The sequence below is a fragment of the Methylobacterium sp. yr668 genome, assembly GCF_900116245.1.
GTDB lineage: Bacteria > Pseudomonadota > Alphaproteobacteria > Rhizobiales > Beijerinckiaceae > Methylobacterium.
In genome coordinates this window covers 1-12,676 of sequence record NZ_FOZY01000060.1, presented here as the reverse complement: position 1 = coordinate 12,676, position 12,676 = coordinate 1, and the positions used below count along the sequence as shown (strand labels likewise).

The window sequence follows — 12,676 nt, the reverse complement described above, 5'->3', positions numbered from 1 at the left end:
AGCGCGCCCGTCGCGCTGGCCAGCCGGCCCTGCCCGTCCGTGATGCCCACGGCCCGCAGCCACGCCTCGAATTCCGGGGCCGGACGGCGACCCAGGGTCTCGCGGGCGTAGACCGCGTCGTGGTGCGACAATGACTGGTAGTTCAGCATCACGTCGTCCGCCCCCGGCACCGTGATGACGAAGTTGACCCCGGCCGCGCACAGCAGGGTCAGGAGCGCGTCCATGTCCTCGCCGTCGGCATCGGCGTGGTTGGTGTAGCAGACGTCCACGCCCATCGGCAGGCCGAGCAGCTTGCCGCAGAAGTGGTCCTCCAGCCCGGCGCGGATGATCTGCTTGCCGTCGTAGAGGTACTCGGGACCGATGAAGCCCACGACCGTGTTGACCAGCAGCGGGTCGAACTCCCGCGCCACCGCGTAGGCGCGCGCCTCCATGGTCTGCTGGTCGACGCCCCAGTGGGCGTCGGCCGAGAGCGCCGAGCCCTGGCCGGTCTCGAAGTACATGACCTGCCCGCCCGCCGGGCAGCGGCCGAGGGCGCGCGCCGCGTCCGAGGCCTCGCGCAGGACGGCGAGGTCGACGCCGAAGCCGGCATTGGCCTTCTGCGAGCCGGCTATCGATTGGAACACGAGGTCGACGGGCGCGCCGCGGGCCATGGCCTCGATCGCAACGGTGACGTGGCCGAGGCAGCAGTGCTGGGTCGGCACGTCGAGGCGCAAGCGCAGGGTCTCGAGCAGCTCGACGATGCGGATGTAGTCCGGCAGGGAATCGGTCGCCGGGTTGACGCCGATGACCGCGTCGCCCGAGCCCATCAGCAGGCCGTCGAGGGCCGAGATCAGGATGCCCTCGGACGAGTCGGTCGGGTGGTTGGGCTGGTTGCGGGTGGCGAGGCGCCCGGGCAGGCCGAGGGTCGAGCGGAAGCGGGTCACCACCGGCCGCTTGGCGGCGACCGCGACGAGGTCCTGCAGGCGGCAGATCTTGGAGACCGCCGCGACCATCTCGGGCGTGAGGCCGGGCGCGAGGGCGGCGAGGGCGTCGGCGTCGGCGGCGGGGGCGAGCAGCCACTCGCGGAAGGCGCCGACCGTGAGCGAGGCGACCGGCGCGAAGGCTTGCGCGTCGTGCCGGCGGGCGATCAGGTCGGAGACCTCGTCCTCGTCCGAGGGGATCAGTTCCTCGGCCAGGAAGGTCTTGAGCGGCAGGTCGGCGAGGGCGATCTGCGCGGCCAGGCGCTCGACCGGCCCGTCGGCGCAGAGCCCGGCGAGCTGGTCGCCCGAGCGCTCCGGCGTGGCCTTGGCGAGCAGGCTGCGCAGGTCGGGGAAGGTGAAGCGTGTGCCTTCGATCGTCGTCGCGTAGGCCATACGGGCGCTCCCGGCGCGCTGTCAGATCTCAGGGAACCCGATCCTGCAGGATGTCGAGGGCGGCCTCGTGCAGGTCGGGTGTGGCGGCGGCGAGCACCCGCCCGTCCGAGTCGAGGGTCAGCGCGGAGCCCGCCCAGTCGGTGATCACGCCGCCGGCCGCCTCGATCACCGGGACGAGGGCGAGGTAATCGTAGGGCTGCAGGCCGGTCTCCGCGACCAGATCGCAGTGGCCGGAAGCCAGCAGGCCGTAGGCGTAGCAGTCGCCGCAGAACCGCCGGATGCCGACGCGGTCGACGAGGCGTCGGTAGCGCGCCGCGTCCGCCCCGGAGAAGCCGTCCGGCGTGGTCGTGAAGAACCGTGCGGCGGCGAGGGTCCGGCAGGCGCTGGCCCGGGCCGGCGCCCCGTTGAACGTGGCCGCGCCCGGCATGCCCGTCCAGCGCTCGCCGAGGGCCGGCATGTCGATGACGCCGATGGTCGGCCGTCCGCCGTCGAGGAGGGCGATCAGGGTTCCGAACAGCGGCAGCCCGGTCACGAAGCTCTTGGTGCCGTCGATCGGGTCGATGATCCAGACCGGACCCCGGCCCGGCGTCACGCCCATCTCCTCGCCGACGATGCCGTGCTCCGGGAAGCGCGCCGCGATCCGCTCGCGCAGCAGCGCCTCGATCGCCCGGTCCGCCAGGGTGACGGGGCTCGCGTCCGCCTTGGCGACGATGTCGAGGTCCGTGCGGAAGTGGCGCATCGCCACCGGTCGGGCCGCGTCGGCGAGGCCGGTCGCGAAGGCCAGGATCTCGCCCGCGGGGGGAAGCATGTCCGGCACGCTCAGAGCGCTTTCAGGAAGGCCGGCCACCGCGTGTCGTTCATGATCGATCGGGCGCGCATGTGCTTCCAGATGCCGTACTTGTAGAAATCGAAGTCGAGGTCCGAGATGCGGTTCTGCACCATCGCCCAGGTCGACCATTTCACGTCGGCCAGGGCCTTGTGCACCATCAACCGGGCGAAGAGCTGGTCGCTGTACCGGCCGAAATACGCCTCGATGATCGCGCGATCGACGTCCTCGGAGAAGAACATCTCGCCGCTCCAGATCGCGAGATCGTAGAGGCGATCGTTGTTGGAGGCGTACTCGAAGTCTATCAGCAGGATCGAGCCGTCCTCCCCGATCAGGAAGTTGCCGGGCATCGGGTCGTTGAAACACGGCACGAGGTCGATGCCGGACGCCTCCAGGGCGGCCCGGGCGAGGCGCGTCTGACGGGTCAGCCACGCCTGGTCGGGCGGCAGCAGCGCGCCGAGATCGACGGCCTGCCGGTCGTGCTCGTCGATCATGTCGAACACTGTCTTGGTGAGCGGCAGCAGGGGGGCGCCGTGGAAGCGGCGATAGAGGGCGATCGCCTCGTTGCGCACGGCCGCGTCGGCGAAGTCGCGGTTGGTCGAGGGGCGGCGGCCCTCCACGAACTCCGCGATCTCCACGTCTTCCGCGTCGAGATAGTCGAAGGTGCGCGGGCCGAGGCCGATCGCCTCCGCCTGCCGGCTCGCGGCGCGGGCGGCGGCCCGGTCTATGAACATCTCGGTGCCGCGCCCGGGCATCTTCACGAAGTACGGGTGCGCCTCGCCGGCGACCTCGACGCGCCAGTTCGTGTTGCTGATGCCGCCGAGCACCGGCCGATAGTGCATGGGCCGACCCTGCCACGGGGCGACCCGGTGAAGGGTCGCCTCGAAGGCCCGCTCGGCCTCTGTGCGTCCGCCTCCGAGAGGGATCATGCCGCGCTCCTCAAAGCGTCCTCAGGGTTTCCTCGAAGTCCGGGCGGCCGACCCGCGCTCGGCAGCGCAGCAGGCGCCAGCTCGCATATTTCCGGAACTCCAGGCTCCGCCGGGGCGAGGCGCGGTCCATCGTCAGCGCCCGCAGGCCCCAGTACAGGTCGTCGGCGGCAGCGTAGGCGCGGCAGCGGCTGAACACGTCCGCCCGGCAGGCCCCCTCAGCGATTTCGATGCCAAGTCGCATCTCGCTCTCGAACGGGCAGGCCTCGTTGAGGAAGGCGCCGAGCTGATGGTGCGGGTCGGTATCGCAGGCCATGTCGAAGTCGACGAGGCGCAGTGCGCCGTCCGGCGCGAACAGCAGGTTGGAGGCGTGCGGGTCGGCGTGGGCCGGCCGGCACCCGGTCCCGGCGGCGGCGAGCGCCGCCTCGATGGCGTCGACCCAGTCGAAGAGGAACCACCCGTCCGGCGGCAGGTCCGCCGGCAGGGTCTCGCCCTCGGCGCCGAGCGCCGCGCGCAGGGTCCGGATGCCGTCGAAGACGCTCCACCGGCGGCCGAACGGCGCGCCGGCGGCGATGCGGTCAAAGGCCCCGATCACCGCCGTCATGGCGTCGGGCTGGCGCAGGCGGTCGAGGGACGCGGGGCGCCACTCGGGGCCGAGTCGCCGGAACAGGATCGCCCCCTGCGCCCACGCCAGATGCAGCGGCTCGGGGCCGAGCCCCAGCGCGGCGACGCGCGTCGCGGCCTCGAACGAGGCGGCGGGGTCGATGAGAGCGGCGGCGGCCGGCTCGGTGACCTTGAGGAAGTAGTCCGGATCCGCGTCCGGCGCCGTCGCCACCAGGAAGGTGGCCGACTCGACGCCGTGGTACGACGGCGACGCCGCGCCTGGGCAGGCCACGCCGTAGCGAATCGGCCGGTCCGCCAAGAGGGGGATCGCCGCGAGGGCCTCCTCGGCCAGCCGCTCGTGAGCGCCGTCGGGCGCGCCTGGCGCCTTCAACGGCCCTCTCCCCCGGTGCCGAGGGCCGCGAGCCCCTCCGTCGCCAGCAGCATCAGCATGTCGGCCAGGACCTGGGTGCCGAAGGCCCGATCCTCCGGGGCCGCGAACTCGGTCGGATGGTGCATGACCCCGTCCCGGCAGGGCACCGCCAGCACGATCGCGGGGCAGACGGCGGCGAGGCTGATCGCGTCGTGGCCGCCGATCGTGTCGAGGGGCCGCGGCGGCGCGTCGTTGCGGGCGCCGGCCCGCTCCGCGAGCCGGACGAGGCCGGGATGCATGGCGCCCGCGGGCCGCAGATCGATGGCGCGGACCTCCGAGTCGACGCCGGCCCGCGCCGCCGCCGCGGCGATGAACGTCCGGAGCCGGGCCTCGGCCTCCTCGAGGATCGCCGGCGCGCCGGAGCGCAGCTCGATGAACAGCACCGCCTCACTCGGCACGGTGTTGGGCGAGTTCGGGAACACCTCCAGCCGTCCGACCGAGGTGTGCAGGTCGAGCCCGTAATCGCCGGTCATGTCCTTCAGGTCGGCGATCAGGTAGGCGGCCGCGAGCAGGGCATCGCGGCGCTCGGCCATCGGGGTCGGGCCGGTATGGGCCTGCCGGCCGAGGAAGGCGAGGCGATACTTGGTGGCTCCCCAGTAGCGGGTGAAGGCACCGAACCGCTTCCCCTCCCGCTCCAGCACGGGGCCGCCCTCGATGTGGAGCTCGATGAACGCGTCCGGGACCGGGACCGTGTCGGTCCCGGCGTAGCCGATCGCCTCCAGGGCGTCGCCGACCGCGATCCCGGCGCCGTCGCGCCGGTCCAGGGCCCAGGCCAGCTCGGCCTGGCCGGCGAACACGCTGCTGCCGAGGAGGCTCGGCTGGAAGCGGGCGCCCTCCTCGTTGGTCCAGTTGGCCACGACGAAGTTGCAGGCCGACCTCAGCCCGCGCTCCGCGAGGGACGCGCCCACGGCACGGATCGCCTCGCAGGCCGCGACGACGCCGAGGGCACCGTCGAAGCGGCCGCCGTTGGGCTGGCTGTCGAGGTGAGAGCCGACCATGACGGTCGGCGCGTTGCCCCCGGCGAAGTCGACGCGGCCGAACTGGTTGCCGATTCGGTCGACCTGCGGCGTGAAGCCGTTCTCCCGGAACCAGGCGCCGAGCCAGTCGCGGGCGGCGCCGTCCTGGGCCGAGAGCGCGAGGCGCGTCATCGACCCGTCGCCGCCGCCACCGAAGCGCGATACGGCGTCCATCATCCCGTGGAGGCGTGCGGCATCGATCTGCACGGAGGACGGCGACGGTATCTCAGGCATGGAGCACATCCACGTTTAGGTGTCGGAAGGCGTCGGCGAAGTCGCTCGCCAGGGGCGCGTTGGTGACGAGCGTGTCGACGTCGCCGAGACCGAGGGTCCGGATCGTGCCGAGCCGCCCGAATTTCGAGCTGTCGGCCAGGATCACTGAGCGCCGGGTCTGCTCGACGGCGGCGCGGCGCAGGACCGCCTCCTCTTGGCCGAGATCCATGAAGCCGTGCTCGCGATGCACGGTCACGATGCCCATGACGGCGAGGTCGTAGACGTGCTCGCGCACGGCCGCGACGGTGCGGTGGCCGAACAGCCCGCGGTAATGCGGCTTCATCTCGCCGCCGAGCACGGTCACCTGCGACTGCGGATCGTCGGCGAACAAGGTGGCGATGCCGATAGAGTTGGTGTGGATGGTGATTCGCCGGCCGACCAGCTGCCGGGCGAAAGCCAGGGTCGTGGTGCCGGTGTCGATGAAGACGGTCATGCCGTCCTCCACCAAGGCCAGGGCGGCCGACGCGATACGCGCCTTCTCGCGCATGCCGACGCGCGCCCGCTCGTCGAAGGGCTGATCGTCCTTCTTCTGGTCGATGACGGCGCCGCCGTAGACCCGGCGAGCATGCCCGCGCATTTCGAGGTCCCGCAGGTCGCGCCGGACCGTCTCGGTGCTGATTCCGAGGCGGCTCGCCAACTCGTTGACCGATACGCGACCGTCGCGCTGCAACTCCGTCAGGATCAGTTGCAGGCGCGGCTCGGTTATACTCATCGGCGTCCGTCTCCCAAGGGTTGTAATCCCTCGCGACGGGACGCAACCTAGGAACGGGTTGGCACGGTCCTCGACGGGCCGCAATTCATCGGGTTCCGTCATCTGTTAACCTGCTGCCTCGACGTGGACCGGCCGCGCGCCGGGAGCTGTGACGCGGTGGCAGGCGGCGAGCGCGCCCGCGCCGCGCATCACGAGGTTCGGACTCTCGGCCGCGCAGGGCGCGAAGGCCCGGGGACAGCGCGAACGGAAGGCGCAGCCGGCCGGAAGGTCGATCGGGCTCGGCGGCTCGCCGTCGAGGAGGCACTCCTCGGGGCGGTAGCGGCGCTCCTCCAGGGTCGGCATCGCCGACAGCAGGGCCTTCGTGTAGGGGTGGCCCGGATCGAAGAACAGTCGCTCGTTGTCGGCGAGTTCCACGACCTCGCCCAGGTACATGACGGCGACGCGGTTGCAGGCTTTGCGCACCATCGCGAGATCGTGGCTGATGAAGATGTAGGTGAGGCCGTGTGCCCGCTGAAGCTTCTCGAACAGCGCGAGCAGCCGGAACTGCTCGGTCTGGTCGAGCGCCGAGAGCGTCTCGTCCATCAGAAGGATCTCGGGCTCGAGCACCATTGCGCGGGCGACGTTGATGCGCTGGCGCTGCCCCGCGGAGAGGCCGACGGGCAGCGCGTCGTAGAGGGCGGTGCTGAGGCCGACATCGTTCATGACCGCGCGGACGCGCTCGCGGATGCGGGCGGCATCCCGCCATCCGTGGGTGCGCAGGGGCGCCTCGAGCATCGCGCCGATGCCGGTGCGGGGGGGCAGCGAGTTGAACGGGTCCTGCAGCACGAGCTGGAGCTTGCGGCGGAACCCGAGCAGCGCCGGTCCCGCGAGCGGCGCGATGTCCTGCCCGTCGCACAGGATCCGGCCGCCGCTGGGCCGCTCCAGGCGACTGAGCAGGCGCATCAAAGTGGACTTGCCGCAGCCGCTCTCGCCGACCACCGCGAAGCTGTCGCCCCTGTGGATATCGACGGTCACGTTGCGCACGGCGCGGAGCGCGCTCGTCCCCGCGAAGGTCCCCCGCTCCCGTACCCGGTAGGTCTGCGACACGTCCTCCAGGCGGATGACCGGGCGCGCTTCGGAGTGGTTGCGCGCGGGCTCGCCGGTGCGCGGCAGCGCGGGGGAGCGGGTCCAGATGGTCGGGATCTGGGCGACCAGGTCGCGGGTGTAGGCGTGCCGCGGCCGGGCGATCAGCGCGTTGGTCGGCTGCTCCTCGACGAGGCGGCCCGCATCGATGACGAGCGTGCGCGACGCGGCCTCCCGGGCGACCGGGAGCGACGAGGAGACGAACAGGATCGCCGTCTGGAAGCGCTCTGTGAGCTCGCGCATCAGGCGGATGACCTGGGCGGCCACGGTCACGTCGAGGGGCTGAGTGACGTTGTCGGCGACGAGGAGCGCCGGATCCGAGATCATCGCGTCCACCAGCAGCGCGCGCTGCATCATGCCGCCGGAGAACTGCGACGGGTAATCGTGGAAGCGCCGGGCGGCGGAGGGTATCCGGACCGCGTCGAGCAGCGCGACGACCCGGCGGCGCGCCTCCGCCGCCGCGACGGCGGAATTCACGGCCCGCATCTTCTCGGCGATCTGGTGGCCGACGGGCAGCGTCGGGTCGAGGGCGCCCATCGGGTTGGCGCCGACATAGGCGATCTCCCGGCGCAGGGGCCGCATCGCGCGCGGGGCGAGGCCGAGGATGTCCTGCCCGCGGAAGCGCACCGTCCCGCGGGCGGCGAGCGGCGGCTCCAGGCCGTTGACCAGGGCCTTCGCCAGGACCGTCTTGCCCGCGCCGGTGGCGCCGACCACGCCGACGATCTCCCGCGGCGCGACGTCGAACGCGATGCCGTCGAGGATCCGCCGCCCGGCGACGGGCCCGGCGAGGTCGACGCTCAGGTTGCGGACGGACAGGACCGGCGGCGTGTCCATCAGGCGCCTCCGTGGATCGCGTTGCGCGCCCGCTCGCACGCCGCGCCGATCAGGTTGAGGCCGACGAGCGTGAGGCCGAGGAACACGCCCGGCATGGTGGCGATCCACCACGCGTTCAGCAGATACTTCCGGCCATCCGCGATGATGTTCCCGAAGGTCGGCGTCGGCGGCTGCACGCCCAGACCGAGGAAGCCGAGCGTCGATTCGAAGATCATCATGCGGGCGATGTCGAGCACCGCCGTGAACAGGATCGGCGGCACCACGAGCGGCGTCAGCAGCGTCAGCACGATCCGGGCATGGCTCGCGCCCGAGACCTGCGCCGCCCGGACGTACTCGCGACCGCGCTCGGCCATCGCGACGGAGCGCGTCACGCGGGCGTAGACCGGCCAGTTCGACAGCCCGAGCACGAGGATGATGGCGGGGATCGTCGGCCTGGAGACGCCGAGCACCGCGATCGCCAGGATGATCATCGGGATCGAGAGCTGCGCGTCGGTGACGCGCATGATCACCGCGTCGGTCCGGCCGCCGAGGTAGCCCGCGACCATCCCGAGCGCGCAGCCGATGACGAGGGTCAGCGCGGTGGCGGCGACGCCGATCAGGAAGGAGTAGCGCAGGCCGATCAGGCAGCGGACGAGCATGTCGCGGCCGATCTGGTCCGTGCCGAGCGGGTGCGCCCAGCGCCAGTGCGGACCGGCGAGGAGCGGCGGCAGCAGGCGGGCGCGGACATCCATCTTGCCGGGATCGAGGCCGCTGAACTCGGGATAGAGGAGCGTGGCCAGGACCAGGATCCCGAGCAGACCGAGGCCGATGCGGAAGCCGGTCGCCCGGGCCGCCCGTCCGAGGATGCGGCGCCCGATCGAGCGGGCGCTTCCCGTGTCGACCGGGGCGGCCCCGAGGGTGAGGCTCGTCTCGACGCCCATCAGTACGCGAGCCTCGGATCGATGATCGTGGCGGCCAGATCGACGAGGATGTTGATCACGACAAAGATCGCGCTGGTGACGATCGCGATGCCCTGGATCAGCGGGAAGTCGCGCTGCAGCACGGCGTTGATGGTGAGCAGGCCGAGTCCGGGATAGTCGAGGATGTACTCGACGATGATCACGCCGCCGAGCAGGCTGGAGAACTGGACGCCGAGGAGGTTGAGCAGCGGCACGGCGGCGTTGCGCAGGACGTGCGCCGCGACGATCCGCGTCTCCGTGAGACCGCGGATGCGGCCGACCGCGACGTAGGCCTCGCCCATCTGGGCGGCCACGGCGCCCGAGAGGGTCCGGATCAGCACCGGGGACAGCTCCACCGCCAGCACGATGGCCGGGAGGATCGTGTAGGAGAAGCCCCCGTAGCCGACCGCCGGGAGCCAGCCGAGCTTCACCGAGAACAGGAGCGCGAGCACGATCGCCAACCAGAAGTTCGGCAGCGAGATGAAGATCGACGAGACCGCGAACGCGAACCGGTCCGCGAGTCCGCCCGGTCTGAGTCCCGCGGCGATGCCGACGAGCGACGAGAAGGCCAGGGCGATGGTCAGTGCCAGGGCCGCGAGCTGCAGCGTCATCGGCAGCGCCTCGCCGATGAGGGCGGCGACGGGCGCCCGCTCGGCCCGGGTCGCGTCGTCGAAGTTCGCCCCGCCCGTGGCCGCGCCGTTCGCGGGCCGCACGAAGCTGTGACCGAGGTCGCCGCGCACCACCTGCCCGGCGTAGCGGCCGAACTGGACCAAGATCGGATCGCGCAGGCCCATCCGCTCGGCGATCTGCTCCACGAGGGAATCCGGCGCCATCCCGCCGACCATCAGGCGCACCGGGTCACCCGGAACGACGCGCAGGAGCGTGAAGATCAGGAGCGAGACCAGGGTGATGATGATCGCCCCCTGCGCGAGGCGCCGGGCGAGGAAGCTGAGCACGAACATCGGACGATGGGGTTATGGGATGGCGCGCCGCCGGACGCGGCGGGGCGTGGGTTCCGGTCAGGCCGTGCGCGCGGCGTCGATCGAGCCGTCGGGGTAGATGAACAGGCCCTTCAGGTCGGCCTGCATCGCGTGGATCATCGCCGAGGTGAAGAGCGAGAGGGCCGGCGCTTTGGCGGCCAGGAGCGGCATGGTCTCGGTCTGCAGGATCGTCCTGCGCGCCTCCAGGGTCGGCGCGTTCCGCTCCTTGTCGAGGCTCGCGTCGACCTCCGGATCCTCGAGACCCGTGATGCGGTGCGAGGACGCGTGGAAATGCGTGCGCAGCACGAGGTCGGGCTCGGGCGATCCGGTCGACCAGCCGCAATCGATCATGTGGCCCGGTCCGCCGCCGGGGCGGTGGTAGAGGCGCTCGTTCCAGGCCGCGGGTTCCAGCACGGTGAGGGTGACCGGGAAGCCCTGCTCGGTCAGCATCGCGGTGATGATCTCACCGTATTCCTTGGTCTTCGGGTAGAAGCCGACCGACGTGATGTATTCCAGCGGCGGCAAGCCCTTCCCTTTCGGGAAGCCGGCCTCCGCCAGCAGCGCCTGCGTCTTGTCCGGGTCGTAGGCGGGATAGTTCTTCAGGTCGACGTAGCCGAATTTCACCGGCGAGACGAAGTTCGACGAGGCGTGGCCCGCCGAGCCGAGGACATCGAGGATGACGCTCCGGTCGATCGCGTGGCAGGCGGCGAGGCGCATCCGGACGTCGTTGAACGGCGGCTTGGAGCACCGGAACCACAGGTACTTGTTCTCGACCGAGACGATCCGGCTGACGGCGATCTTCGGATTGCCCTTGACGGTCTCGACCTGCTCGGGCTCCAGGCGCTCGACGATGGAGGCCTGCCCGTTCATCAGGGAGAGCATCCGGGTGGTCGAATCCGCCGTGAAGGTGAAGTCGATGCCGGGGATCGCCGGCTTCCCCTTGAAGTAACCCTCGTTCGCCTTGAGTACCGTGGTGTTGCCGCGCTGCTCGACGAAGCGGAACGGGCCCGTGCCGTTGAGGCGCTTGGCGAGGATGCCGCCGGGCCCCTCGGCCACGTCTTTCGCCGACATGATCGGCAGGAACGAGGCCAGGAAGACGAAGAGGTGCGCCGGATACCCGCCCTTCGTCGTGTCGACGATCACCGTGCGGTCGTCGGGCGTCATGATCGCGAGCGTGTCGGTCGGTCCGGGATACCATTGCGCCGGTCGATCGGGCTGCGCGCCGTACTCGAAGGTCGCCTTCACGTCCTCGGCCTTGAACGGCTTCCCGTCGTGGAATGTGACCCCGTCGCGCAGGGTGATCTGCAGGCGGTGCGGGTCGAGAAGCCTGATGTCGGTAGCCAGTTCGTAGACCACCTTGCCCGGGTCATCGAGCGTCATCGGTGTGCGCGTGAGGAAGCCCATCACGAACCCCTCGATGTTCTTCTGCGAGAGTGTCGTGTGGGCCGTCGGGTCCCAGTTCCCGGTGATGTTCTCCGCCGACAGGAAGACCAGAGGCCGCGCGCTCTGGGCGAAGGCCGAGGAGATCAGGACGTCGGGGTTGATCTGCGCGCACGCGGCGATCGCACCGAGCCGCTGAAGGAACCGCCTGCGATCCATCCCGTCGCCCTCCACCTTCGAACCGACAGCACACATCGGTCAAAAACCACACAGCAAACCACGTGCCACTGTCATGAACCGCGCGAGCGGACGGAATCGGCGCTCGTCGCCGCGCGCGCGGCACTGGGATGCGCTAAGTTCGGGCACAATGCTCGCGAACTAACCGCACTGCCAATTATCGACTCCCCGGCGCCGAGGATGCTCGTGCAGCGAGCAAACGCGGCATCAATCTCGTGTGACAAGGCAATCTGCGCCCCAAATTTGCACTTATACAACGCGAAGTGGATGTTTTCTCGGTGTCTTGAACAAAAGTAGTGGGATTAAACCGCCGTCTCAGCATTGCGCGCCCCGATCACCCTACCTCGCTCGACTGTGGCCGAAAAATCTCGACTCGGTCAGACTACACAAAAACCATGCACGACCCATTGACGATGCGGAATCTCTCATGACACGTTGAGGCATCGATGAGTTCGGACCCGCGAGAGTAGCGGTGTCCTTCGGCGAGACCGGATTCGGCTGACGACCGAACCGTGATCGGCCCGTCATCGAGAAGGCGCGCAGAACGCCGAACCAGTCACACCACCGGCACCGAATGGGTTCCGACGGCTCCCGGCCGCTCGGCCTGCCGCTCCGCGGCCGGCCCGCGCACCGGCACGCGCCGGCCGGGCCCCCGAACGGAGATCACGATGATCGGGGACATGTCGCGCTTCGCCTCACCGTCTGGTGATCCGCCCCCAATGAAGTGGTCCGCCCTTTGGTATGGCTTTCGAGCCTGGAGGACGGATCGATGTCGAGGAAGCGACCCAAGCCTGAGGAGATTGTCGCAAAGCTGCGGCAGGCGGACGTGCTGGTCGGCCAAGGCCAGAGCGTGGCGGAGGCGATCCGCGCGATCGGCGTGAGCGAGGTGACGTACTACCGCTGGCGGCGTGAGTACGGCGGCCTGAAGTCGGATCAGGTCCGGCGGATGAAGGATCTGGAGACGGAGAACCAGCGGCTCAGAAAAGCCATCGCGGATCTCACCCTGGACAAGTTGATCCTGCAGGAGGCGGCCCGGGGAAACTGATC

The 12,676-nt window shown here is 70.4% G+C and carries 11 protein-coding genes and 1 pseudogene; 1 reads left to right on the top strand and 11 read right to left on the bottom strand.

Annotated elements, in window-relative coordinates:
- The 11 genes from BM419_RS30490 to BM419_RS33340 all read right to left on the bottom strand — a co-directional run.
- Nucleotides 1-1,352 (bottom strand): ethanolamine ammonia-lyase subunit EutB (locus BM419_RS30490; RefSeq protein ID WP_091928646.1); only part of this gene is annotated, 1,352 nt, incomplete at its 3' end.
- 28 nt (nt 1,353-1,380) lie between these two features.
- Nucleotides 1,381-2,160 (bottom strand): histidinol-phosphatase, encoded by a 780-nt coding sequence (hisN, locus tag BM419_RS30485; RefSeq protein WP_056530916.1) that lies wholly within the window; start codon nt 2,158-2,160, stop codon nt 1,381-1,383.
- Nucleotides 2,161-2,171: 11 nt separating this feature from the next.
- Nucleotides 2,172-3,107 (bottom strand): phosphotransferase, encoded by a 936-nt coding sequence (locus tag BM419_RS30480; RefSeq protein ID WP_056530347.1) that lies wholly within the window; start codon nt 3,105-3,107, stop codon nt 2,172-2,174.
- Between the two features lie 10 nt (nt 3,108-3,117).
- Nucleotides 3,118-4,098 carry a phosphotransferase gene (locus BM419_RS30475; protein WP_056530350.1) on the bottom strand — a complete coding sequence of 327 codons (981 nt, stop codon included), beginning with the start codon at nt 4,096-4,098 and terminating at the stop codon, nt 3,118-3,120.
- Entirely contained in the window at nt 4,095-5,387 is a 1,293-nt protein-coding gene (locus BM419_RS30470; protein WP_056530353.1) for a Zn-dependent hydrolase, read from the bottom strand. The genes BM419_RS30475 and BM419_RS30470 overlap by 4 nt, the downstream gene beginning before the upstream one ends.
- Nucleotides 5,380-6,138, bottom strand: a complete 759-nt coding sequence (locus BM419_RS30465; RefSeq protein WP_056530356.1) for a DeoR/GlpR family DNA-binding transcription regulator — start codon at nt 6,136-6,138, stop codon at nt 5,380-5,382. Before BM419_RS30465 ends, BM419_RS30470 begins: the two co-directional genes overlap by 8 nt.
- 105 nt (nt 6,139-6,243) lie before the next feature.
- Nucleotides 6,244-8,094 (bottom strand): ABC transporter ATP-binding protein, encoded by a 1,851-nt coding sequence (locus tag BM419_RS30460; RefSeq protein WP_091928645.1) that lies wholly within the window; start codon nt 8,092-8,094, stop codon nt 6,244-6,246.
- The gene (locus BM419_RS30455; RefSeq protein ID WP_056530361.1) at nt 8,094-9,014 is read right to left on the bottom strand and encodes an ABC transporter permease; all 921 of its coding nucleotides are present in this window, start codon (nt 9,012-9,014) and stop codon (nt 8,094-8,096) included. Before BM419_RS30455 ends, BM419_RS30460 begins: the two co-directional genes overlap by 1 nt.
- Nucleotides 9,014-9,994: an ABC transporter permease gene (locus BM419_RS30450; RefSeq protein WP_056530364.1), complete on the bottom strand. Its 981-nt coding sequence runs from the start codon at nt 9,992-9,994 to the stop codon at nt 9,014-9,016. Before BM419_RS30450 ends, BM419_RS30455 begins: the two co-directional genes overlap by 1 nt.
- A gap of 57 nt (nt 9,995-10,051) precedes the next feature.
- On the bottom strand, nt 10,052-11,611 hold the full coding sequence (locus BM419_RS30445; protein ID WP_091928644.1) for an ABC transporter substrate-binding protein: 1,560 nt from the start codon (nt 11,609-11,611) through the stop codon (nt 10,052-10,054).
- Between the two features lie 574 nt (nt 11,612-12,185).
- Entirely contained in the window at nt 12,186-12,311 is a 126-nt protein-coding gene (locus BM419_RS33340; protein ID WP_280141595.1) for a hypothetical protein, read from the bottom strand.
- A gap of 87 nt (nt 12,312-12,398) precedes the next feature.
- Between BM419_RS33340 and BM419_RS30440 the strand changes: the two are divergent.
- Nucleotides 12,399-12,668 (top strand): annotated as a pseudogene (locus BM419_RS30440) (transposase); the annotation flags it as partial.
- Nucleotides 12,669-12,676 lie beyond the last annotated feature (8 nt).

What these genes read in the sequence shown, in the direction of transcription:
- hisN (WP_056530916.1), bottom strand. Translation starts at nt 2,160, where the DNA reads ATGCTTCCCCCCGCGGGCGAGATCCTGGCCTTCGCGACCGGCCTCGCC.
- BM419_RS30480 (WP_056530347.1), bottom strand. Translation starts at nt 3,107, where the DNA reads ATGATCCCTCTCGGAGGCGGACGCACAGAGGCCGAGCGGGCCTTCGAG.
- BM419_RS30470 (WP_056530353.1), bottom strand. Translation starts at nt 5,387, where the DNA reads ATGCCTGAGATACCGTCGCCGTCCTCCGTGCAGATCGATGCCGCACGC.
- BM419_RS30465 (WP_056530356.1), bottom strand. Translation starts at nt 6,138, where the DNA reads ATGAGTATAACCGAGCCGCGCCTGCAACTGATCCTGACGGAGTTGCAG.
- BM419_RS30460 (WP_091928645.1), bottom strand. Translation starts at nt 8,094, where the DNA reads ATGGACACGCCGCCGGTCCTGTCCGTCCGCAACCTGAGCGTCGACCTC.
- BM419_RS30455 (WP_056530361.1), bottom strand. Translation starts at nt 9,014, where the DNA reads ATGGGCGTCGAGACGAGCCTCACCCTCGGGGCCGCCCCGGTCGACACG.
- BM419_RS30450 (WP_056530364.1), bottom strand. Translation starts at nt 9,994, where the DNA reads ATGTTCGTGCTCAGCTTCCTCGCCCGGCGCCTCGCGCAGGGGGCGATC.
- BM419_RS30445 (WP_091928644.1), bottom strand. Translation starts at nt 11,611, where the DNA reads ATGGATCGCAGGCGGTTCCTTCAGCGGCTCGGTGCGATCGCCGCGTGC.
- BM419_RS33340 (WP_280141595.1), bottom strand. Translation starts at nt 12,311, where the DNA reads ATGTCCCCGATCATCGTGATCTCCGTTCGGGGGCCCGGCCGGCGCGTG.